We start from the raw sequence: 22,200 nt of genomic DNA, 5'->3' as shown, positions 1-22,200 counted from the left end.
GGTCCGTAGGGGGGACACGTGGGGGGACCCGTGGCCAAGCGCTCCAGCAGCGTGCCTTTCGAGGCCGACCGCGAAGTGCCGGGCCTGATCGTGAAGTTCGGCGACTATCCACTGCATCACGGCGGGGTGGGCGCGATCCGGAGTCTGGGGCGGCTCGGCGTGCCGATGTATGCGATCACGGAGGACCGTTACACACCGGCGGCCGCGTCCCGTTACCTGGAGCGCGCGTTCGTGTGGCCGACGACCGGCACGGAGGAACCCGGGCGACTCGTGGAGGGCCTGCTGCGCATCGGGCGCCGCATCGGCCGGCCCACCGTCCTCATTCCCACGGACGAGGAGGCCGCCGTCCTGATCGCCGAGCACCAGGACGCGCTCGGCTCCTGCTTCCTCTTCCCGCGGGTGGAACCGAAGTTGCCGCGTCACCTCGCGAGCAAGCAGGGGCTGCACGAACTCTGCGTGGAACACGGCATACCCAGCCCCGCGGCGGCCTTCCCGCAGTCGTACGACGACATCGTGGAGTTCGCCGAGAAGGCCCGCTTCCCGCTGGTGGCCAAGAACCGGGAGGCGTTCGTACGGCGCTCCCGGCCGGCCGTGAACGGTACGACGAGGATCACGACCCGCGAGGGGCTGCTCACACTGGCCCGGGACTGGGGCGAGCACCCCGGGGTGATCCTCCAGGAGTACCTGCCGAGGGAGGATGCCGAAGACTGGATCGTGCACGCCTACTTCGACCAGGACTCGACCCCGCTGGCCATGTTCACCGGCGTGAAGGTGCGCTCCTGGCCGCCGCACGCGGGCATGACGGCACATGCCTATGTCGTGGACAATCCGGAACTCGCGGACCTCGCCGCACGTTTCATCAAACAGATCGGCTTCACCGGAATCATCGACCTCGACCTGCGCTTCGACCGGCGCGACGGTCAGTACAAACTGCTCGACTTCAACCCCCGCATGGGCGCCCAGTTCCGGCTCTTCGAGAACGAGTCGGGGGTGGACGTGGTCCGCGCCATGCACCTCGACCTGACCGGCCGCTCCGTCCCCGAAGGGGAACAGCGCGCCGGCCACCGGTACATCGTGGAGAACATCGACCTGCCCGCCCTCCTCGCCTACCGCCGCAGCGGCTATACGACGCCGCACGCACCGGCGCGGGCGAGCGGGACGGAGCTGGCCTGGCTCGCGGGTGACGACCTGCGGCCGTTCTTCACGATGCTGGCCCGCTTCGTGCGGCCGGGCGCGAAGCACCTGTATCAGCTGTGGCGCACCAACCGGCGCGGCAGCACCAGGAGCGGCAAGCAGTAACTCCAGCAGCAAGTAGCTAAAGGGGCACGCGAGTTCGATCGGCGGCTCCAGCACGAAGTGACGAATTGATGTCCTGGGGAGGGACTTCGTGATTCAACCGGTAGCAGTCATCGGCGCCGGGCCGTTCGGCCTGTCCACCGCCGCGCATCTGCGGGCACGCGGCATTCCGGTCCGTGTCTTCGGCGAGCCCATGGTCAGCTGGCGTGACCACATGCCCGCCGGGATGCTCCTGAAGTCGACCCCCGCCGCCTCCAACCTCGACGCCCCGCAGCCTGGCCACAACCTCGTCGACTACTGCGACGCGGCCGGCATCCCCCGCCTGGTCACCGACGAGGACATCATCCCCGTGGAGACCTTCATCGCCTACGGCGAGTGGTTCCAGCAGAAGCTGGTGCCCGAACTGGAGCGGGTACGGGTCGTCTCCGTGGACCGGAAGACGGGCGGCGGCTTCGAACTCAAGCTGGACTCGGGGGAGTTGTTCACGGCGAGGGCCGTCGTGGTCGCGACCGGCCTGTACGGCCTGGCTCACCTCCCGCCGGAGCTGGCGGCCGCGGCGGTCGACGGGCCCGCGCCCGCCGCTCCCGTCTCGCACAGTTCGCAGCACCACGATCTGAGCGCGTTCAAGGGCAAGGAGCTGATCGTCGTCGGCGCCGGTCAATCCGCCCTGGAGACAGCGGTGTTGGCGGCCGAGGCGGGCGCGAACGTGCGGATCGTCTCGCGCGGGCACGGCCGGGTCGCCTTCGGCGCACCGCCGTGGAAGCAGCCGAAGCTGCGCCCCGAGTCGCCGTTCGGGCGGGCATGGTCGCTGTGGGCGCTGAGTTACTACCCCCAGCCGTACCGCTACCTCCCCGAGCAGACCCGGCACTACCTGGTCCGCCGGGTGCTCGGGCCGCTCGGCGCGTGGTGGCTGCGCGAGCGGTTCGAGGGGAAGGTGCAGGTCAGCGAGGTCGAGCGGATCGTACGGGCGGAGGCGGTCGGGGGCGCGGGCGCGGCGAACGGCGGCCCGGTACTCACCGTCGCGACGCCGGGCGGAGGCACGCGGCAACTCACCGCCGACCACGTCATCTCCGCGACGGGGTACCGGGTCGACATCGCGGCGATGGACTTCCTCGGGCATGAGCTGCGCACCCAGCTGGCGGTGAGCCGGGGTACGCCGAAACTCGGCGCCGGGTATGTGTCGTCCGTGCCGGGGGTCTACTTCACGGGGCTGCCGTCGGCGTCGTCGTACGGGCCGGTGATGCGGTTCGTGTGCGGGACGGAGTTCGCGTCGCCGAGGCTGGCCAAGCATCTGGCGGCCGCGCACGGGTAGGTGAGCGCCGGGGAGGGCTGCGCCCGGTTCGGCCGGGGGCAGGGGCTCAGTGGATCACGGGCCCACTGGGCACGGAACGGGCGACGCGGAAGCCGACGTCGTCCACGCGGAAGGTCGGGTGGCTCCGGCGGCGCACGGAAGCGCGGCAGCTCCAGTGCTCGTCGAACCAGCCGCCGCCGCGCAGGACCCGGTAGGTGCCGTAAACCTCGGGGTCGTAGAGGTCCCAGCACCATTCCCATACGTTGCCCAGCATGTCGTGCAGGCCCCAGGGGTTGGGGAGTCGGGCGCCCGGTTCGTGTGGGCGCTCGTCGGAGTTGCCGCGGTGCCAGGCGATGTCGTCGAGGGGGCCGTAGCGCGGGCCGCTCGTCCCCGCCCGGCACGCGTACTCCCACTCGGCTTCGGTGGGGAGGCGTCAGATGTGTATAAGAGACAGGCGTAGGACGGGTTCGCGTAGGACGGGTTCGCCCTGTGCGTCGAAGTCGTACGCCGGGGTCAACTCCTCCTGCTGGGAAAGGGAGTTGCAGAAGAGGACCGCGTCCCGCCACGACACGGTCTCCACGGGGAGGCGGTCATTGCCCTGTGCGGTGCTCGGGCGTTCGCCGGTGACCTGGGCGTACTGCTCCTGGGTGACGGGGAAGGTGCCGAGGTGGAAGGGGGCGAGGTCGACTGTCCAACTCCGTTGCGTGCGGCGGTCGGAGAGGGTGACCTGGCCGGGCGGGACGGGGGTGAGGTCGATGTGGGTGGCTGTGCCCATGGGTTACGTCAGCTCCGTGAGCATCGGGCCTAGGCGGACGGCGAGTTGGGGGTCGGAGTGGTCGAGTTCCGCTGCTGTGGCCGTGATTGTCGCGGTGAGCGCGCGGCGGAGTTCTGGTTCCGTGAGGGAGCGGATGAGGGTGGCCTCCAGTGGGGTCGTCACCTCGTCCGGTAGCAGGTGGGCGCCCTTCGAGTAGGCGGTGGGGAGGGCGAGGCGTAGGCAGGCGAGGGCGATCAGCTGGTCGCGCAGGGCGTTGATCCAGTGTGCGGCCTGCCAACTGCGGCCCCGTTCAAGGCAGATGCGAGCGTGCAGGGCGTGGTGCCAGGCGTAGCCGATCAGGGTGTTGCGGTCGGGCGGGGGGAACGGCGGCTGTTCGTGTGGGATGCCGAAGAGTGTCTTCCAGGCTGGCCCCCGGGCGCCGAACTCCGGCTCCGGGGCGAAGGTGAGGTCCAGTTCCACCCAACTGGGCAGCAGGAACACGCGGATGACGCCGGTGCCGCCCACGTCGAGGTCCCAGTGGTGCCGGGTGTCGAACTCGTCGTGGATCCACGCCGTCCAGCGACCTACGGCCTCGGCGACATCGCCCCGCACCGCCAGCACGATGTCCGTGTCCGACCAGCGGTCGCCGGTGCCGGTGGCGTGCGAGCCGGTGTAGGCGAAGCCGGTGATCGAGTCGTCGGCCTCGGCGTGGGCGAGGAGTTGGGCGCGGGTGCGGTCGCGTTGTCCGGGTGTGAACATGCCTCGATGATGCATTCCAGGTCATCGCGACGCGTTGTCAGTGGGGCAGGGCATGATCCGGGGAATGCGCTACACGACGTGGACTTCGGATCGGATGTCCGTCTCCTATCAGCAGTACTACCTACAGGGCGACGAATTCCTCAGCGAGTACGACGACGCGGACACGGTTCAGCGGATCTTCGCGGGGAACAGCCTGGCGGCAGGGGGCCCGGAACACCTCACGGTGCTCGCGGGCACCCACACCGGCTGGATACGCCTGACCACTCAACACCGCGCGGACGAACCACCGTTGCCGGGCGAGGAGTGGGAGACCGTGGTGGACGTGAGTATCTGCAGCACGAGTGGCAGCTTGAGGCTGTTCCGGTGGGGCGGTGACGTCGAGGAGGACGCCGGGAACTTCGCGACGGCCGGCGCGGGTTGGTATCGCGTCCGCGTGCAGACACGGGGACGCGATGAAGGCGCCGGGTACGCGGGCGACACCCCGGTGGAAGAGCACGTCCTCAGCGTGTGGCCGGCGCCGCCCGAACCCGACACGGTCCGCTGTGCGAACGACACCTTCGCCCGCACGCACTATGACCCAACCCGGCCTCCTGGCCAGCCTGTTCAGCCTTGAGCCGCTCAGATGCTGGACGTGAACGTCACGAACTTCGTCCAGGCGGCTGCCGTGACGGTGAACCGGGGGCCCTGGGTGTTGTGCTTGGAGTCGCGGATGTGGATGGTGGCGGGGGTGGTGGCCACCTCGACGCAGTCGTTCGGGTTGCTGCTGTCGCTGTAGCTGCTCTTGAACCAGGCCAGGTTGGTGGGCTTGATCATGCTTCTCCTGCCAGTTGCAAGAAGTCCGTCCAGGCGGCTGCCGTGACGGTGAACCGGGGGCCCTGGGTGTTGTGCTTGGAGTCGCGGATGTGGATGGTGCCGGGGGTGGCGGCTACCTCGACGCAGTCGTTCGGGTTGCTGGTGTCGCTGTAGCTGCTCTTGAACCACGCGAGTTCGGCATCGTGTCCGTCAGGGGCGTTGCGGATCATGTCTCTCCCAGCAGTTGCTCGATGAAGGCCATGGACTCCCGAGCGGTCATTGCCTCCGCCCGGATGATCCCATAGCTCAGTTCGAGGATCCGCAGCTGTTTCGGTTCGGATACGGGACGGCCGTTGAACTCGTCGTCCATGCGCCCGACCGCGTGCCGTCTCCGAACTTCAGCACCTGGATCCGTCCTCCGGTACCAGGGTGGTCCCAGCGGGTCATCGGCATCACCTGAATTTCTACATTCCGCAACTGCGCCAGGTCCAGGATGTGTTCGATCTGCCGATGTAGCGCCACCTGCCCGCCGACGGGGCGCCTCAGCGTCGCCTCTTCCAGGACGAAACTGAGTTCCGGGGCCGGCGAGCGCTGATAGATCGAATTCCGGGCCACGCGTCCGGCCACCGCCCGCTCCAGATCCTCGTCAGAGGGGGAGGGGCGCCGCGTCTGCATCAGCGCCCGGGCGTACTCCTCCGTCTGTAGCAGGCCGTGCAGAGTGTGACTCCCGTACGAGAGCAATTCGACCGCCTTTGCCTCCATCTTCGCCAGCGCTCGAACCGTCTTCGGGTACCGGACCCTCGCCACGTCCTCCTTCATCGCGGCGATCAGCCCATCCGCGTCCAGCACCTCCTCTGCCTTGTCCAGATACTCAGGTCGGGGAATCCGTTTCCCGCCCTCGACCTTGTAGACCAGGTCCTCGCCGTATCCCACCGCCACCGCGAAGTCCGGGACCCGCATCCCCACCGCCTCGCGCCGCAGCTTCAACTGCCGCCCGACGGTTGCGAGCACCGCCAACCCCCAGTCGTCGTCCGGGTCCACCTCCCAACCCGGTTCGTCCACTTCGGTGTCCACGCTCATCCCGCGCCCCTCCCGTCGTACGGCTATGCCGCAACGCCCCCTACCCGTACGGCCCCTGCCGACAGCCCGGACAGCACTGGACAAGCACCGGACAGTAACCGTACGGGTTGGACTCGTCACTCGCGGGCGTTACGACCGGTAGCCGCCCAGCGTCCTCAACCCCGGCAGCGCCCTGTCCTGGAAGTCGAACAACGCCAGGTTCTCCCACGCGTTGCCCGACGTCGGGTCGGTCGGGTCCCAGCCGTCACCGGCCCGGTACGTCCAGACGCCCTCCCAATAGCAGTAGCCCAGGCCCTTGTTGCCGGGCACGTTCGCCATCAGGTCGGCCACCGTGCGGAGCCACGCCGCCTGGCCGGCCGGGGTCGCCGGGTAGCCCTCCGTGAGCTGCGAGGGGTCGTACATGATGTCGTTCGTCGCGTCCTCGCTCTCCAGCGTGAACGGATACGCCGTCTCCGCGATCAGCACAGGCTTGTCGTAACGGGCCGCCAGATCCGCCAAGTTGGCCGCCGCGGCCTCTGGGGCGCCGTGCCAGAACGGGTAGTACGACTGGGCGATGATGTCGAAGTCGACGCCGTCGGCGACCACGTTGTCGTACCACCAACGTGACGTGCCGTTGTCGCCGCCGGAGGCGATGTGCAGCATCGTGCGGATGCGCGGGGTCGTGTCGCGCGCCGCGTTCAGGCCCGCCTTGAGGAACGTCGTCAGGTTGCCCCAACCCCCGCTGTCGTCACCCCAGTTCTTGCCGGTCGGCCAGAGCAGCCCGCCGTTGATCTCGTTGCCGATCTGGACCAGGTCGGCCGGGGTGCCCTGGCGGCGCAACGCGCCCAGTACGTCGGCCGTGTGGTCGTAGACCGCGCGCGTCAGGCCCGCCACATCCAGGTCCGCCCAGGCCGCCGGCTTGGTCTGGTGGGACGGGTCCGCCCACGTGTCGGAGTAGTGGAAGTCGACCCAGATGCCGATCCCCGCCCGGCGCAACCGCTTCGCCAACGGCAGGATGTGCTTCTTGTTGTTGTAGCCGTCGGCCGGGTTCACCCAGACCTTGAGGCGGGCGTGAGTGACGCCCGCGTCCGCCAGGATGCGGATCGGGTCGTCCCGGCGGCCGTCCGCACGGCGGTACACGGCACCGGACGCCTCGTCCTTGGGGAGGGACGAGATGTCCATCCCCCGGATCTCCAACCGGCGCCGGTCCGACCCACCACCGGTCGAGGTACCGGTACCGGTGTTCGCCACCGCCGGTGCCGCCGCCAACACCGGCACCGCGAGTGCCGCCGCACCCGCCGCCGTAAGAACACTGCGTCTGCGCATAACGAAGTTCCCTTTCACCGAACAGAAACAACAGAACTGGGGTACGCCACAAGCCAGTTGGTCAGCGCGGGTCCCGGAAGACCTCCACCCCGCCCGCCGGCACCGCCGCCCGACTCCCGTCCGGCAGCACCACCTTCACCTCGCCCCCGGTGTGGTTCACCGCGAAGCGAAACGTCCCCGACTCGCCCTCCCGTACGACGAGTTCGACATCACGGGGCAGATCGACCGGCGTGATCCCGGCGTCCGCGAGGGCGAGGTCGACGACGGCCGCCAGATCCGCACCGGTGAGCCGCGTCGCCAAGTACCAGGCCGCACCGGACCCCCGCTCGTACCGGGTCAACGCGGGCCCTCCCGCCGTACGCCCGTCGGCGAAGACCGCGACCGTCTCGCACCCCGCACCCGGCACGACCACCTCGGACCACAGATCCGCCGCGTACAACGAGCCGTCCGCGGACCGCACGTTGACCGTCTCGCCCGGCAGCAACGGATCGAACTCCTCGACGGTCAGCCCGAGTACGTCCCGCAACGCCCCCGGATACGCGCCCGGATGCAACGTGTCGTTCTCGTCGACGATCCCGGAGAAGAAGGAGACCAGCAGGGTTCCGCCTCGCGAGACGTACCGCTCCAGGTCCGCCCCCACCCCCACCGGCGCCGCGTACAACTGCGGTACCACCAGCAGCGGATAGCGCTCCGGGTCCAGGTCGGACAGCCCCGTCGGCGGCAGGAAGTCCACCGTCAAGTGCCGGTCGTACAGGGCCTCGTAGAACGAGTCCAACCGTTCCCGCGCGTCCAGATCCTGGCTCGGCCGCCACTCCAGGCTCTGCGCCCACCAGGAGTCCCACGACCACACCATCGCCACGTCACCGCGTGTCCGCGTACCCCGCAGACCGGCCCGGCTCAAGTCGGAGACCCGGCGCCCGAGTTCCGTCACCTCGCGCCAACCCCGGTTGTCCGTACCGGAGTTCGCCAGCATCGCCGTGTGGAACTTCTCCGCGCCCGACTGCGACTGCCGCCACTGGAAGAACATCGCGCCCTCGGAGCCCCGGGCCACATGCCCGAGTGAGTTGCGCGCCATCTCACCGGGACGCTTCGCGGGGTTGTACGGCTGCCAGTTGACCCCCGACGTGGCGTGCTCCAGCAGCAGCCACGGACCCCCGCCGGCCACCGAGCGCGTCAAGTCCGCGGCCAGCGCCAGGTTCACGTGCGTGCGGCGGCCGTCCGTCATCAGGTAGTGGTCGTTGGTGACGAGGTCGACCTCCTTCGCCCAGGCCCAGTAGTCGACGGTCTGGCCCTGGCTCGGCGCGACCATGAAGTTGGTGGTGACGGGGACGCCGGGGGAGAGGCGGTGCAGGATGTCCCGCTCGGCGACGAAGTTGGCGCGGGCCTGGGCGTCGGCGAAGCGGTGGTAGTCGAGTTGCTGGGTGGGATTGCATACGGAGGGGGTCGCCCGGGGCGGAGTGATCTCCTCCCAGTCCCCGTACTGCTGGCCCCAAAACGCTGTCCCCCAGGCCTGGTTGAGGGCATCGAGGGTGTCGTAGCGCTCGCGCAGCCAGCCCCGGAAAGCCGACGCGCACACATCGCAGTAGCAGGCGAGCACCGGGGCGCCGTACTCGTTGTGGACGTGCCACAACACCACCGCCGGGTGGCTGCCGTAGCGCTCGGCCAGCGCCCGCGTGATCGTGGCCGCGGCTGACCGGTATGCCGGGTTCGAGTGGCAGATCGCGCCCCGTGAACCGAAGGCCAGGCGGACTCCCTCGCGCGTCACCGGAAGCGCGTCAGGGTGCGCGCGGTAGAACCACGCCGGCGGGACGACGGTCGGCGTGCCGAGGTTCACGGAGATCCCGGACGAGTGCAGCAACTCGACGACCGTGTCGAGCCACTCCCAGTCGTACTCACCCGGACGCGGCTCCATCCGGGCCCAGGAGAAGACGCCCAGGGAGACCGCCGTGACACCGGCCTCCCGCATCAGCCGTACGTCCTCCTCCCAGACCTCCTGCGGCCACTGCTCGGGGTTGTAGTCACCTCCGAAGGCGAGCGGCAGGCGGTCGTGCGGGGCGGGGGACGGCATGGGTTCACTCCCGGGGATCGGAGGGGAAAGTCAGGTGTTTCTGTGATCGTGCACATGGATGGTTGCGACGTCCATCCGTCAGCAACAAGTAGGTAACCCCACGGTTCATCCATTGACAAGGGTCCGAAACAATTCTCTACTGTGCACGGTCACAGAGCCGTGCGGAGCAGATGGGACACATCCGAGGCCGGCTCGCACTCAGTCAGGGGAGATGAAGATGTCGATCCACCGCCACCAGTTCAGCAGGCGCAGCATTCTTGCCGGGGCAGCAGCCGTAGGCCTCACGGGCACCCTCGCCGCCTGCGGCGGTTCCGACGACGACTCCGGCAAGAGCAGCGGGCCCGTCAAGCTGACCTACTGGGCCTGGGCGCCGAACATGGACAAGGTCGCCGCGATCTGGAACAAGAAGAACCCGGACATCACGGTCACCGTGTCGAAGCAGGCCGCCGGCAAGGACATCATCTCCAAGCTGATCACCGCGAAGAAGGCGGGCAACGCCCCCGACCTGATCCAGGTCGAGTACCAGGCGCTGCCGACGCTGGTGTCGAACGATGTCCTCGCCGACATCTCGAAGTACGCGAAGTCCGCCAAGTCCCAGTTCGCCGAGGGCCTTTGGGGCATGGTCACGCTCGGCACCGACGCCGTGTACGCGATACCGCAGGACTCCGGGCCGCTGATGTTCTTCTACCGCGAGGACCTGTTCAAGAAGCACAACCTGACGGTCCCGGCGACCTGGGACGACTTCGCCAAGACCGCCCGCGCCGCCAAGAAGGCCCTCCCGGACGCCTACTTGACGACGTTCTCCTCCAACGACCCCGGTCTGTTCGCCGGCTTGTCGCAGCAGGCGGGCGCCAAGTGGTGGACCGTGCAGAGCGGCGGCAAGTGGACCGTCGGCATCGACGACGCGGCGACCAAGAAGGTCACCGACTTCTGGGGCGGGCTCGTCCAGGAGGGTGTGATCGACAACCAGCCGATGTACACGCCCGCCTGGAACAACGCGCTGAACAAGGGCACCAACATCGCCTGGGTCTCCGCCGTGTGGGCGCCCGGTGTGCTGGTCAGCTCCGCCCCCGACACCAAGGGCAAGTGGCGCATGGCGCCGCTGCCGCAGTGGAGCGCGGGCGAGAGCGTCACCGGCAGCTGGGGCGGCTCCTCCACCGGTGTCTCCACCGACACCAAGCACGCCGAGGCCGCGGCCAAGTTCGCGAACTGGCTGAACACCGACCCGGAGGCGCTGGCCGCCCTGGTCAAGGAGGCCGCCATCTACCCGGCGGCCAGCAAGGGCCAGTCCGGCTCGGTCCTCACCACCCCCGAGTTCTTCCCGAACCAGACCGACTTCTACGACACGGCCGCGAAGATCGCCGCCACCACGGCCGCGTCCGCCTGGGGCCCGAACGTCCAGGTCGCCTACGACACCTTCAGCGACGCGTTCGGCAAGGCCACCAAGGCGAAGAAGGCGGCGCAGTTCGACACCGCGCTCGCGACCATGCAGTCGTCGACCTTCACCGACATGAAGAAGCAGGGCTTCAAGGTGACCGAGGCATGACCGCCACTCCGCTCAAGGGCTCCGGCCGCACGACGGCCGGGCCCTTGGCGGACGGCACCGCCACCTCCGTCCGCCCCCGCCGCATTCGCCGCCGTGGCCGCAGCGCGCCGTACTGGTTCCTCGTACCGGCCGTGCTCCTGTTCGCCGCCTTCACCGTCGTACCGATCGGGTACGCGGTGTGGCTCAGTCTCCACAAGGTCCAGGTCAAGGGCATCGGCCTCGGCAAGGGCGCCCGTCAGCAGGTGTGGAACGGCATCGGCAACTACACCGACGTCCTGCACGACTCCGAGTTCGGCCACAGTGTCCTGCGCGCCTTCGGCTACGGCCTGATCGTCATCCCCACGATGCTCGGTCTGGCGCTGGTCTTCGCACTGATGCTGGACACCCCGCAGGCACGCAGCGCCAAGTTCGCGAGGCTGGCGATCTTCCTGCCGTACGCCGTCCCGGGCATCATCGCCGCGCTGATGTGGGGCTTCCTGTACCTCCCGACGGTCAGCCCGTTCTACTACATCCTGCGTGAGTTCAACCTCCCGCAGCCCGACCTGTTCGACGGCGGCAACCTGTACCTCTCCTTCGCGAACATCGCGGTGTGGGGTGGCACGGGCTTCAACATGATCGTCATCTACACCGCCCTGCGCTCGATCCCGCAGGAGATCTACGAGGCCGCCCGCATCGACGGCGCGTCCGACCTGAAGATCGCCCTGCGGATCAAGATCCCGATCGTGATGCCGTCCCTCGTGCTCACGTTCTTCTTCTCGGTCATCGCCACGCTCCAGGTCTTCACCGAGCCCATGGCCCTCAAGCCGCTGACCAACGGCCTCTCCAGCTCCTGGAGTCCGCTGATGGCCATCTACGACGCCGCCTTCCTCAGGTCGGACATCTACGGCGCCTCCGCCACCGCCGTGGTGCTGGCCCTGGCGACCTTCGCGCTCTCCTTCACGCTGCTGCGCGTCTCCGACCGCTACACCCGGGAGGACCGGGCATGACCCCCCTCACCCTCACCGCCACCGACGCCCGCCCGGGCCCGAGCAAGCCGAAGCGCACCGCGTGGGTGCCCACCCTGGTGCTGGTCCTCGGCTCCCTGTACTGCCTGATCCCCGTGGTCTGGGTGGTCATCGCGGCCAGCAAGGGCCGCGGCGAACTCTTCTCCACGTTCACCTTCGCCCCCGGCTCCGGCTTCCTCGACAACATCAAGGACCTGAGCGCCTACCGCGACGGCATCTACTGGCAGTGGATGGTCAACTCCCTCTTCTACGCGGGCTTCGGCGCCCTGCTCTCCGCCGCGGTCTCGGCCGCCGGCGGCTACGCGCTGGGCCGATTCGCCTTCAGAGGACGGGAGTTCATCTTCAAGCTGATGCTGGCCGGCGTCCTCGTCCCGAGCATCGTTCTGACCGTCCCCCAGTACTTCCTGCTCTCCAAGCTGGGTCTGGCCGACTCGTACTGGTCGATGCTCCTCCCGTCGATCCTCTCTCCCTACGGCGTCTACCTCGTCCGCATCTACGCGGCCGCCTCCGTGCCCGCCGAACTCCTCGAAGCCGCCCGCATGGACGGCGCGAGCGAGTGGCGGATCTTCTCGCGGATCGCGGTGCCGATGATGATGCCGGGGCTCATCACGGTGTTCCTGTTCCAGTTCGTCGGCATCTGGAACAACTTCCTACTGCCGTACGTGATGCTCGCGGACGACACCAAGTTCCCGCTCACGCTGGGCCTTTACACCCTGCTCAACCAGGGCGCCTCACAGCCCGCGCTCTACACCCTGGTCATCATGGGCTGCTTCCTCGCGATCCTGCCGCTGATCGCGCTGTTCCTGGTGATCCAGCGGTTCTGGTCCCTGGACCTGCTGAGCGGATCGGTCAAGGCGTGAGCGCTCCGCTAGAAGCGCCGTGATGGGCAGTGGCTCGTCCGCGGCGCCGTCGTGGCTGGTCGCGCCCACGCGGCGGTAGCGGCAAATCAAACACAGCCCCGCGCCCCTTCAGGGCGCGGCCTGACCGCTGCCGACTTCCCACGACCTGCCCAGGAACCGGGCGACCCCCACAGCCGACCGCCCCCCACCACGAACGAGGAACATGACCACCAGCTCGAACGGCCGCCGCAAGCCGCCCACGATCCACGACGTGGCCCGCGAGGCGGGCGTGTCGCGGGGCACGGTCTCCCGGTTCCTGAACGGCGGCCACTACGTCTCACCGGCCGCCCGCACCGCGGTGGAGACGGCGATCAGGAAGACGGGCTACGTCGTCAACCGGCACGCCCGCTCCCTGAGCACCGGACGGTCGGACTCGGTGGCGTTCCTCCTCACCGAGCCGCAGGAGAAGTTCTTCGAGGACCCCAACTTCAATGTCCTGCTGCGGGGTTGCACCGAACACCTGGCCCGCCACGACATTCCACTGCTCCTGATGCTGGCCTCGTCGAAGGACGAACGCCGTCGCCTGACCCGGTACATCACCTCGGGCCACGTGGACGGCGTCCTCCTCGTCTCCAACCACAGCGGCGACCCGGTGGCGGCCGAACTCCGGGACGCGGGAATCCCGTTGGTGGCCTGCGGCAAGCCGCTGGGCACCGCCTCCAAGTACAGCTACGTCGCCGCAGCCGACCGCGACGGCGCCCAGGAGATGGTCCGCCACCTCATCGCGGCCGGCCGCCGCCGAATCGGCATGGTCACCGGCCCGCTCGACGCCCCCGGCGGCCCCGACCGCCTGGCCGGCTACCGAGACGTCCTCACGGAGGCGGGCCTGCCCCATGACCCGACCCTGGTGGTGGAGGGCGACTACCGCCGCACGGGCGGCGAGGAGGCAGCCCGCAGACTCCTGTCCCAGGCCCCGGACATAGACGCGGTCTTCGTAGCCTCCGACCTGATGGCCCTGGGAGTCGTCAACACCCTTCAACAATCCGGCCGTTCGGTCCCGGATGACATCGCTGTCGGAGGCTTCGACGACTCGGCGGCCGCCACGTCCATCACTCCGGCCCTCACGACCATGCGCCAGCCCTACGACCGCATCAGCGCCGAGATGGTGCGCATGCTGTTGGCCCAGATCGCAGGCGAGGACACGGCGGGCGTGATCCTGCCCACCGAACTGGTGATCCGGGAGTCGGCATAACCGCCGTAACTGTCAAACCAACCGGAACACCGGTCAACGCATGTGAAGGCAGGAGCCGTCCGGTTCGTGTCGAGTCGGTGGGGCGTTCTATCCGTATTCTCTGATCATGGCCGCACCCCTCGCATATGCACTGATCGCCACCGACCTGGACGGAACGCTGCTGCGCGGCGACGACACCCTCTCCGACCGGTCTCTCGCCGTACTGCGGCGGGTGGCGGCGGCCGGTGCCCAACACCTCGTCGTCACCGGCCGGCCGGCCCCGAGGGTGCGGCCCCTCCTGGACGACCTCGGCTCCAGGGGGCTCGCGGTGTGCGGACAGGGCGCGCAGTTGTACGACGCCGGCGCGGACCGTCTGCTCTGGTCGGTCACCCTGGACCGGGAGTTGGCGGAGACCGCGCTCGGCAAGATCGAGGCGGAAGTGGGCCAGGTGTACGCGGCGGTGGACCAGGACGGCGTGGACGGCCTGACGCTGATCGAGCCCGGCTACTTGATGCCGCACCCGACGCTCCCCGCAGTACGGGTGGGCAAGCGCGACGACCTCTGGTGCGAACCCATCAGCAAGGTGCTGCTCCGTCACCCCGCCCTGGAGGACGACGAGTTGGCCTCCACGGCCCGCTCGGTGGTCGGTTCCCTGGCCTCGGTCACCATGTCGGGCCCCGGCACCGTCGAACTCCAGCCACTCGGCATCACCAAGGCAACGGGCCTCGCCCTGGCCGCCCGCCACTTGGGCCTGACCCCGTCCGACACCATCGCCTTCGGCGACATGCCGAACGACATCCCGATGTTCGACTGGGCAGCCCACGGCGTAGCGATGGCCAACGCCCACCCCGAACTCAAGGCGGTCGCGGACGAGGTGACGTCGTCGAACGAGGACGACGGAATCGCGCTGGTACTCGAAAGATTCTTCAGCTGAGTTCTGAATGTCCCCGAAGGGGCGCATTCAGGGGCGCGGGGAACTGCGCGACCAGCCACGACGGCGCCGCCACTCAAAACACAACCGTCGTGGCTGATCCAACAGTTTCTAGTAAGCCCCGTACACGTTGTCGATGGACCCGTACACCGCCGCCGCGTAATTGCACGCAGCCGTGATGTTCGCAACCGGGTCATACGGATCAAACGAAGTCCCGGCCACGTGATACGCGTTGAACGTCGGGTCGATCACCTGGAGCAGCCCCTTCGACGGCGTACCGGCCGCCGCGTTGGAGTCCCAGTTGTTGATCGCGTACTGGTTACCGGACGACTCACGGATCACGTTCCGGTAGATCCCGTTGTACGTACCCGGAATCCCCTTCTGCGCCATGATCGCGAGCGACTCCCGGATCCACCCGTCAAGGGTGTTGGGGTATCCGGCGAGCGTGGTCGAGGCGGCGGTGGTCGACGTGGTGGCCGCGGACGCGGTGGTCGCACCCACGACAGGCAGCGCGAGGATCGCGACACCGGTACCGGCGACAACGACACGGCGGACGAGGCGGGCGCGGCGGGACTGAGCGGTTGCAGGCATGACGAGGTTCCTCTCCGTCGCCTGCGAGGTGAGCTGTCGGGTTCGGGCTGGGAGGTGCCCGGCCAAGCCCTTGCGGACGTGACTTAACCCCAAGCCGTTCCGGTCGCGATGACCGGCCCGGCGACTTACCTGGTTCCCCCGCTCCTGCCGTGCGAGAAGTTCGTGACTGGGATGCCGGGCGGCGGCAGGATTCGGCGTTCCGCTCGACAGGCCGGGAAACTATGCGAGAGCACATGTCCGGAACAAGTGGCGGAATCACATCTAACCCCTATTGACCTTGGTCTGAGGCGTATGGGGCACTTGATCCTTTGCGCGAGCCAAGGGTCAACTGTCAAATGCCGTAAGGGAGAACGCGGGCAGACCGGGACACAGGTCACGCACAGAAACGCGTGACCCAACTCACGGCAGGATTAAGAACGGCAAATCGGGCATTCGCCCTCAACTGGCAGTTCTTGGAATCCTTTTCTCCCATGTGCGGTGGAAGATCACTTCTTTGCCCTCGGTGCAGATGACCTCATTGGCGGTAATAAAGTCCGTTTCGTCGCAAGTAATCTCCGACCGTGTACGCACGCTCGTGTCCCACCCCAGCTCCGGCCGGTGCAACCGGATCGACCACTCGGAGAGCGTGCGCGCCGACAAGGGGTCGGACTCGTCGATCGTGTACGTCTCCAACGCGTCCTCGGTGAACTCCAACCCGTCCGGATACACGCGCGTGCCGCCGTACCGGGGGTCCACCTCCAGCCGCCACTCGCCCTTCGCGACGTCCCGCACGACCAGCCGCTCGGGCCGCGGTTCGTCCAGGGTCGCCGGGTAGTTGACCCCGAGCGGCTCGGCCTCCTCGGGTTCGTCGAAACGAATGTCCTCCGTCAACTCCTGCTCCCGCACCGGGAGTTCGAGCGCACTACCCTCCGGGTCCAGCGTGAACCCCGCCGAAGACTCCGGCTGCGGCCAGATCCACGGCCAGTACGCCGACGACACCGCGAGCCGGATGCGATGCCCGGGCGGGAACGCGTGCCCGATGCCGTTCAGCTCGAAGGTGACGTCCTCGGTGGTGCCCGGCGTCCACGGCACCGCCCGGTCCCGCCCGTGCCGCGCCGACAGGTTCAGCACGCCTCGGGTGACCAGGGTCGACGCACCGTCCGGGGCGACATCGCACAGCCGGGCGATCACCTGCCCGCGCGGCACCTCGCTGGTCAGCCGCAGCCGTACCCTCGGCCGCCCCAGCACCCACGTCTCGGCCGGCACCTCGAACTCGAAGCATGCCGAGCGCGCGTCCTCGTCCCGCTGGTCCGGCGGCAGATCGGCGTCGTTCCCGAAGGGGAAGAAACGGCCCGCGTCCACACCGGTGTGCATGGGGGAGCGGACGATCACGGGGGCACCCCGGAGGCCGTACGTCGTCGTCTTCACGTGTGGCGAGGGCCACGCGGGTTCGCCGACCCAACGGCCCGGGAGGGCGTCGTAGACCGTGGCCGGGGGGTGGGAGTCGCTGACGTAGGCACGTAGGACGGGGTCGGTCATGACGCCTGTGTCCTCGCCCTTCAGCCAGTGGTCCCACCAGCGGAGGGTCTCCTGGAGGAAGCCGATCGCGGGGCCCGGTGGCAGGCCGCGGTCCGGGTACTGGTGGGACCACGGGCCGATGAGGCCGCGTACGCGGTCCGGCGGGAGGTGTTCGACGAGCCGTAGGACCGTGTCGCGGTACGGGTCGTGCCAGCCGCCCACCGCGAGGACGGCCGCGCCGATCGCGCCGTAGTCCTCGCAGACGCTGCCGTGCTTCCAGTAGTCGTCGCGGATCTGGTGGGCGAGCCAGGTGTGGATGAACGGGTCGATCTGTTCGAGGCGTTTGAGCCACATGTCGCGCCAGATCAGGCCCGCGTACTCGGGGTCCGGCGGGCGGGCGACGAAGGCGAGCATGGTGGCCGCCCAGGCGTGCAGGTCGACGGCGAGGGCCGAACCGCCCATGTAGTGCACGTCGTTGTCGTAGCGGTCGTCGGTCGAACAGACGGTGACGATCGCCTTCAGCGGCTCCGGTGCGAGGGCCGCTATCTGGAGGGAGTTGAAGCCTCCCCAGGAGATGCCGAACATGCCGACCCTGCCGGTGCACCAGGGCTGCGCGGCAAGCCAGTTGACCACTTCCACGCCGTCGGCGAGTTCCTGCGCGTCGTACTCGTCGCCGGGGGCACCCTCACTGTTGCCGTGCCCGCGCACGTCGACCCGGACGGAGGCGTAGCCGTGACCCGCGTACCAGGGGTGGCGCTGGGCGTCCCGGGGCGCGGTCCAGTCGGTCAGGCGGTACGGGAGGTATTCGAGGAGTGCCGGGACGGGTTCGTCCGTCACCGGGCGCCACACGCGCGCGTAGAGGAGTGTTCCGTCGGGCAGCGGGATACGGAGGTCCTCGTGTGTCGTCTCGTGGGGGAAGGACGTACGGATGCGCATGAGGGACCCCTGGGTTCAGTGGACCGGGTGCATGGTGCGGCGCAGCCACGGCGCGGCGGCCGTCACCGCGAGGCCCGCGGCCACCGCGATCGCGCCGTTGACGCCGAAGTAGGCCGGCTTGGAGACGTCGTCGTAGAGCTTCACCGTGGCGAGCTTGGTGGTGGCCGACATGCCCATGCCGCCGTGCGCGACGGTATCCGCGAAGTAGAGGACGAGGATGGCCTGCATGCCGAGGAACGAGAAGCGCTCCCAGACCTCAAGCCCGGGGAGCGTGAGCAGCCCCTTGGGCCGGCCGACGAAGGCGTGGTCGTCCTCGGGGGGCGGTTGGTCTTCGGGTTCGGCTTCCAGTGCGGTTCGGGACACCATCCACTACTTCCGTGCAAGTCGATAAATATCCGTTCTTATCAGGTGATCGAAAACATACCGGTCGTGATCCGATACCGCCCGTGCTGGACGGGGTGGGCGGCATGGGTGATCGAAAGCTGACCGGATACGCTGACTTGAGTGATGCCAGCGACCTATCGACAAACCGTGTGACCGCCCAGGGACACCAGCAGACAGGAGACCCCTCGTGACCGTCGTCGGGCCGTTCGGGCTGAGCGTGCGGGACCAGGCTCTGGAAGCCGATGTCCAGGCCGGATTGGCGGCAGTCGAGGAGGGTCTGCTCGAAGCCACCAAGAGCGAGGTCCCCTTCATCACGGAGGCCGCCCAGCACCTCGTGCGCGCGGGCGGAAAGCGGTTCAGGCCGCTCCTCGTGATGCTCGCCGCGCAGTTCGGCGACCCCTACGCGCCGGGTGTCGTGCCCTCGGCCGTCGTCGTCGAGCTGACCCACCTCGCCACGCTGTACCACGACGACGTGATGGACGAGGCGACCGTACGGCGTGGGGTGGAGAGCGCCAACGTCCGCTGGGGCAACTCGGTCGCGGTCCTCACCGGAGACTTCCTGTTCGCGCGCGCGTCGCACACCCTGGCCGACCTCGGCCCCGAGGCGGTGCGGGTGCAGGCCGAGGCGTTCGAACGCCTGGTCACCGGCCAGATCCTGGAGACCGCGGGACCGTCCGACGGGCGCGACCCGGTCGAGCACTACCTCGACGTGCTCGGCGGCAAGACCGGCTCCCTGGTCGCGGTCGCCTGCCGCTTCGGCGCGATGATGTCCGGCTGCGACGACACCGTCGTGGACGTCCTCACCCAGTACGGCGAGCGGCTCGGCGTCGCCTTCCAGCTCGCCGACGACGTCCTGGACATCGCCTCCGACGGGGAGGAGTCCGGCAAGACCCCGGGCACGGACCTGCGCGAGGGCATCCCCACGCTGCCGGTGCTGCTGCTCCGCGAGCGGGCGGACCGCCTGGGCCTCGCCGAGGACATCGCCCTGTGCGAACTGCTCGACTCCGACCTCACCGACGACGCCCGGCACGCCGAGGCCCTCGCCCGGCTCCGTGTCCACCCGGCCCTGGAGCAGGCCCGCCGTGACACCGTCCGCTACGTGGAGGACGCCCGCGCGGCCCTCGCGCCGCTCCCCGAGTGCGACGCGAAGGTCGCCCTCCTGGAGATGTGCGACGCGGTGGTGCACCGCGCGGGCTGACGTGTCCTCAGCAACTGCCGTACACAAGCGGCGTCTTCCCCCTAGGGGTTTGGGGAGGCGTCGCTTCTGTGTGTCATACCCCAGGCGTACGTGGAGTTGGCTCCCGGGTCTGACGCTTATGCGTGGCGGATTTGGTCAGATGGAGAACAGAGAAAACACCACTCCTCACCGATTCGGGTGAGAATGGCGGCTCAGGGTGGGACGAGTACAGCAAGGGTTGGCCGCCGCCGACGACGGAGGTAAGGCAGACATGGCACCGTACGAAACCGACGACAGCACGGACACCGGAGAGCGCGACGAGCTCCGGGCCGGGCGGCGCAGGGCGGCGCGGTACATCGTCCCGGTCACCGTGGTGGGGGTGGCGGCCGCGACCATCGGACTGGTCCCGGCGCTCGCCGACTCCGGCGATCCGAACCTTCCCAAGGTCACCGCTCAGCAGCTCATCGACAAGATCGCCAAGTCGGACGTCCAGCAGCTGTCCGGCACCGTGAAGATCAGCACGGACCTCGGCCTGCCCGACCTCGGCGGCCTGGAGAGCAGCATGCTGTCCGGCGCCACGAAGTCCGGCGACGGCTCCTCCGCGGACCCGACCGCCAAGCTCACCGAGCTGGCCACCGGCACCCACACCCTGCGCGTCGCGGCCGACGGCCCCGACAAGCAGAAGGTCTCCCTGCTGGAGAACGCGGCGGAGTACAGCCTCATCCACAACGGCAAGGACGTCTGGGGCTACGACAGCCAGACGAACGAGGTCTTCCACGGCACGACCGCCGCCGACACCTCGAAGAGCGACGAGACCCGGGCCACGCCCAAGGGCCTCACCGACGAGGTGCTGAAGTCGGTCGACGACACGACGTCCGTCACGGTCGACGGCACCGAGCACGTCGCGGGCCGGGACGCCTACAAGCTGCTCATCAAGCCCAAGCAGACTGGTACGACCGTCGGCACCATCAGCGTCGCGGTGGACGCGAAGACCGGCCTGCCGCTCAAGTTCACGCTCACCCCGGCGAGCGGCGGCGCGGCCGTCGTCGACGTCGGCTTCACCCAGCTCAGCCTCGCCAAGCCGGCCGCCTCGACCTTCGACTTCAAGACGCCCAAGGGCGCGAAGGTCACCACGGAGGACAGCGCGAGCAAGGCGGCCCCGGACCACTCCGCCCCGTTCGGCAAGGACGACAAGGCGGACAAGGCGGACAAGGGCCTCGCCAAGGGCCTCGCCAAGGGCGCCGACGATCCCACGGTCATCGGCAAGGGCTGGAACTCCATCGCCGTCTTCGACACCGGTGGCCAGGGCATCCCGTCCGGTTCCTCGTCCGGTGGCGGAGACCTCGGCGGCTTCCTCAGCTCGCTCGGCGACCAGGTGAAGGGCTCCTTCGGTTCGGGCACGGTCTACTCGACCCGGCTGATCAACGCCCTGATCACCGACGACGGCAAGGTGTATGTCGGCGCGGTGACCAAGAGTGCGCTGGTCAAGGCTGCGGACGCGGCGAAGTAAGTTCCTTATGGGCACGGTGAATTGAGGGAGTCGATGGGCGGACCGTCCGCTGAGGCGCAGGAACAGGCGGACACGGGTGACGGCATCATCGCCACCCGTGGTCTCACCAAGCGCTTCCGCGGCGGGCAGCTCGCCGTGGACGGTCTCGACCTGACCGTCCCGGCGGGCAGCGTCTTCGGCTTCCTCGGGCCCAACGGCTCGGGCAAGACCACCACCATCCGCATGCTGATGGGGCTGATCGAACCCACCTCTGGGACGGCCCGTGTTCTGGGCCGTCCCATGCCCAGGTCCGTGCGTACGGTTCTGCCTCGCGTCGGTGCGCTGATCGAGGGGCCCGCGCTGTACGGCTTTCTCTCCGGCCGCGACAACCTGCTTCGTTACGACGCCGCCGATCCGACCGCCGATCCGCGTACCCGGCGGGATCGTGTCGCCGCCGCGCTGGACCGGGTGGGGCTGACGGCAGCCTCCGGGAAGAAGGCGAAGGCGTACTCCCTGGGGATGAAGCAGCGGTTGGGGCTTGCGTCAGCGTTGCTTCAGCCCCGCGAGCTGCTTGTTCTGGATGAGCCGACGAACGGGCTCGATCCCCAGGGGATGCGCGAAATCCGGTCTCTGATCCGGGAGTTGGCTTCTGACGGTACGACCGTTTTTCTGTCTTCCCATCTCCTCGACGAGATCGAGCAGGTCTGCACCCATGCGGCGGTGATGGCGCAGGGCCGGCTGATCACGCAGGGGTCGGTGACCGAGCTGGCCGCGGGGGCCAGGGGGCGGCTGGTCGTGGCCACGCCCGACCCTGGAGACGCGGCACGGGTGCTGAAGGAACTGGGGCTGGCCGACGTGGTCGTGGCGGAGGAGCGGGTGACTGCGGAGCCGCCCGATCGTGAACTCGCCGAGGTGAACAAGGCGTTGGTGACCGCCGGGGTGCGGGTGCGGGGCTTCGGGGTTGAACGGGCTTCTCTGGAGGACGCGTTCGTGGCGCTCACGGGGGAGGGGTTCGATGTCGCGGGCTGAGGTGGTTGCTTCCGCTGGTTCCGGACCGGTTGGCGTGCGTGCTCCCCGGTTTCTCTGGACCTTCGGGCTGTTGCGCAGCGAGTTGGTGACGACGTTCCGGCGGTGGCGCACGCTTGCGTTGCTCGGGGTGTTGGCCGCCGTGCCGATCCTGGTCGGGATCGCGGTCAAGCTGGAGACGCAGGACGGGGGCGGGCCTGGGCG

18 protein-coding genes, 4 pseudogenes and 1 riboswitch are annotated in these 22,200 nt (G+C 68.7%); of the genes and pseudogenes, 12 read left to right on the top strand and 10 right to left on the bottom strand.

The window, feature by feature from the left end:
* The first annotated feature begins 51 nt into the window (after positions 1-51).
* Both AC31A1_RS20985 and AC31A1_RS20980 read left to right on the top strand, forming a co-directional pair.
* Positions 52-1,299 (top strand): carboxylate--amine ligase, encoded by a 1,248-nt coding sequence (locus tag AC31A1_RS20985; RefSeq protein WP_489654774.1) that lies wholly within the window; start codon positions 52-54, stop codon positions 1,297-1,299.
* 88 nt (positions 1,300-1,387) lie between these two features.
* Positions 1,388-2,608 (top strand): NAD(P)-binding domain-containing protein, encoded by a 1,221-nt coding sequence (locus tag AC31A1_RS20980; RefSeq protein WP_489654773.1) that lies wholly within the window; start codon positions 1,388-1,390, stop codon positions 2,606-2,608.
* A 46-nt stretch (positions 2,609-2,654) separates the two neighbouring features.
* On the opposite strand, the pseudogene AC31A1_RS20975 reads toward AC31A1_RS20980, so the two are convergent.
* Both AC31A1_RS20975 and AC31A1_RS20970 read right to left on the bottom strand, forming a co-directional pair.
* A pseudogene (locus AC31A1_RS20975) lies at positions 2,655-3,362 on the bottom strand (formylglycine-generating enzyme family protein).
* 3 nt (positions 3,363-3,365) lie between these two features.
* Complete coding sequence (locus AC31A1_RS20970; protein WP_489654772.1) at positions 3,366-4,100, bottom strand: hypothetical protein; 735 nt, start codon at positions 4,098-4,100, stop codon at positions 3,366-3,368.
* Positions 4,101-4,164: 64 nt separating this feature from the next.
* Here AC31A1_RS20970 and AC31A1_RS20965 point away from each other — a divergent pair, with 64 nt between their 5' ends.
* Positions 4,165-4,713 (top strand): hypothetical protein, encoded by a 549-nt coding sequence (locus AC31A1_RS20965; RefSeq protein ID WP_489654771.1) that lies wholly within the window; start codon positions 4,165-4,167, stop codon positions 4,711-4,713.
* A 5-nt stretch (positions 4,714-4,718) separates the two neighbouring features.
* On the opposite strand, the gene AC31A1_RS20960 is transcribed toward AC31A1_RS20965, so the two are convergent.
* The 5 genes and pseudogenes from AC31A1_RS20960 to AC31A1_RS20940 form a co-directional block, all read right to left on the bottom strand.
* On the bottom strand, positions 4,719-4,913 hold the full coding sequence (locus tag AC31A1_RS20960) for a DUF397 domain-containing protein (RefSeq protein ID WP_489654770.1): 195 nt from the start codon (positions 4,911-4,913) through the stop codon (positions 4,719-4,721).
* A complete protein-coding gene (locus AC31A1_RS20955) occupies positions 4,910-5,122 on the bottom strand; it encodes a DUF397 domain-containing protein (RefSeq protein ID WP_489654769.1) in 213 nt (70 codons plus the stop codon). Before AC31A1_RS20955 ends, AC31A1_RS20960 begins: the two co-directional genes overlap by 4 nt.
* Positions 5,119-5,972: pseudogene (locus AC31A1_RS20950) on the bottom strand (helix-turn-helix domain-containing protein). The gene AC31A1_RS20955 and the pseudogene AC31A1_RS20950 overlap by 4 nt, the downstream one beginning before the upstream one ends.
* A gap of 129 nt (positions 5,973-6,101) precedes the next feature.
* Positions 6,102-7,277 carry a glycoside hydrolase family 53 protein gene (locus AC31A1_RS20945; RefSeq protein ID WP_489654768.1) on the bottom strand — a complete coding sequence of 392 codons (1,176 nt, stop codon included), beginning with the start codon at positions 7,275-7,277 and terminating at the stop codon, positions 6,102-6,104.
* 61 nt (positions 7,278-7,338) lie between these two features.
* Positions 7,339-9,345: a beta-galactosidase gene (locus AC31A1_RS20940; protein ID WP_489654767.1), complete on the bottom strand. Its 2,007-nt coding sequence runs from the start codon at positions 9,343-9,345 to the stop codon at positions 7,339-7,341.
* Positions 9,346-9,556: 211 nt separating this feature from the next.
* Between AC31A1_RS20940 and AC31A1_RS20935 the strand changes: the two genes are divergently transcribed.
* The 5 genes from AC31A1_RS20935 to AC31A1_RS20915 all read left to right on the top strand — a co-directional run bounded on the left by AC31A1_RS20935 (position 9,557) and on the right by AC31A1_RS20915 (position 14,899).
* The gene (locus AC31A1_RS20935; RefSeq protein ID WP_489654766.1) at positions 9,557-10,891 is read left to right on the top strand and encodes an ABC transporter substrate-binding protein; all 1,335 of its coding nucleotides are present in this window, start codon (positions 9,557-9,559) and stop codon (positions 10,889-10,891) included.
* Positions 10,888-11,877, top strand: coding sequence for a carbohydrate ABC transporter permease (locus tag AC31A1_RS20930; protein WP_489654765.1), 990 nt, complete (start codon positions 10,888-10,890; stop codon positions 11,875-11,877). The genes AC31A1_RS20935 and AC31A1_RS20930 overlap by 4 nt, the downstream gene beginning before the upstream one ends.
* Positions 11,874-12,755: a carbohydrate ABC transporter permease gene (locus AC31A1_RS20925; protein ID WP_489654764.1), complete on the top strand. Its 882-nt coding sequence runs from the start codon at positions 11,874-11,876 to the stop codon at positions 12,753-12,755. Before AC31A1_RS20930 ends, AC31A1_RS20925 begins: the two co-directional genes overlap by 4 nt.
* A gap of 202 nt (positions 12,756-12,957) precedes the next feature.
* The gene (locus AC31A1_RS20920; protein WP_489654763.1) at positions 12,958-13,986 is read left to right on the top strand and encodes a LacI family DNA-binding transcriptional regulator; all 1,029 of its coding nucleotides are present in this window, start codon (positions 12,958-12,960) and stop codon (positions 13,984-13,986) included.
* A gap of 106 nt (positions 13,987-14,092) precedes the next feature.
* Complete coding sequence (locus tag AC31A1_RS20915) at positions 14,093-14,899, top strand: HAD family hydrolase (protein WP_489654762.1); 807 nt, start codon at positions 14,093-14,095, stop codon at positions 14,897-14,899.
* A gap of 108 nt (positions 14,900-15,007) precedes the next feature.
* On the opposite strand, the gene AC31A1_RS20910 is transcribed toward AC31A1_RS20915, so the two are convergent.
* The 3 genes and pseudogenes from AC31A1_RS20910 to AC31A1_RS20900 form a co-directional block, all read right to left on the bottom strand.
* Positions 15,008-15,487 (bottom strand): transglycosylase SLT domain-containing protein, encoded by a 480-nt coding sequence (locus AC31A1_RS20910; protein WP_393764130.1) that lies wholly within the window; start codon positions 15,485-15,487, stop codon positions 15,008-15,010.
* Between the two features lie 3 nt (positions 15,488-15,490).
* A riboswitch (cyclic di-AMP (ydaO/yuaA leader) is annotated at positions 15,491-15,662 on the bottom strand.
* Positions 15,663-15,925: 263 nt separating this feature from the next.
* Positions 15,926-17,920 (bottom strand): CocE/NonD family hydrolase, encoded by a 1,995-nt coding sequence (locus AC31A1_RS20905; RefSeq protein WP_489654761.1) that lies wholly within the window; start codon positions 17,918-17,920, stop codon positions 15,926-15,928.
* 132 nt (positions 17,921-18,052) lie between these two features.
* Positions 18,053-18,283, bottom strand: a pseudogene (locus AC31A1_RS20900) (peptide MFS transporter); the annotation flags it as partial.
* A 208-nt stretch (positions 18,284-18,491) separates the two neighbouring features.
* Here AC31A1_RS20900 and AC31A1_RS20895 point away from each other — a divergent pair.
* The 4 genes and pseudogenes from AC31A1_RS20895 to AC31A1_RS20880 all read left to right on the top strand — a co-directional run.
* Positions 18,492-19,502 (top strand): polyprenyl synthetase family protein, encoded by a 1,011-nt coding sequence (locus AC31A1_RS20895; RefSeq protein WP_489654760.1) that lies wholly within the window; start codon positions 18,492-18,494, stop codon positions 19,500-19,502.
* Between the two features lie 250 nt (positions 19,503-19,752).
* Positions 19,753-20,991 carry a LolA family protein gene (locus AC31A1_RS20890; RefSeq protein WP_489654759.1) on the top strand — a complete coding sequence of 413 codons (1,239 nt, stop codon included), beginning with the start codon at positions 19,753-19,755 and terminating at the stop codon, positions 20,989-20,991.
* A 33-nt stretch (positions 20,992-21,024) separates the two neighbouring features.
* On the top strand, positions 21,025-21,999 hold the full coding sequence (locus AC31A1_RS20885) for an ABC transporter ATP-binding protein (RefSeq protein ID WP_489654758.1): 975 nt from the start codon (positions 21,025-21,027) through the stop codon (positions 21,997-21,999).
* Positions 21,986-22,200, top strand: a pseudogene (locus AC31A1_RS20880) (ABC transporter permease); the annotation flags it as partial. The gene AC31A1_RS20885 and the pseudogene AC31A1_RS20880, both read left to right, overlap by 14 nt.

It is taken from the genome of Streptomyces sp. P5F9, from assembly GCF_057961495.1.
The sequence above is the reverse complement of the archived record's forward strand: the minus strand, read 5'-3'. Positions and strand labels throughout refer to the sequence as shown.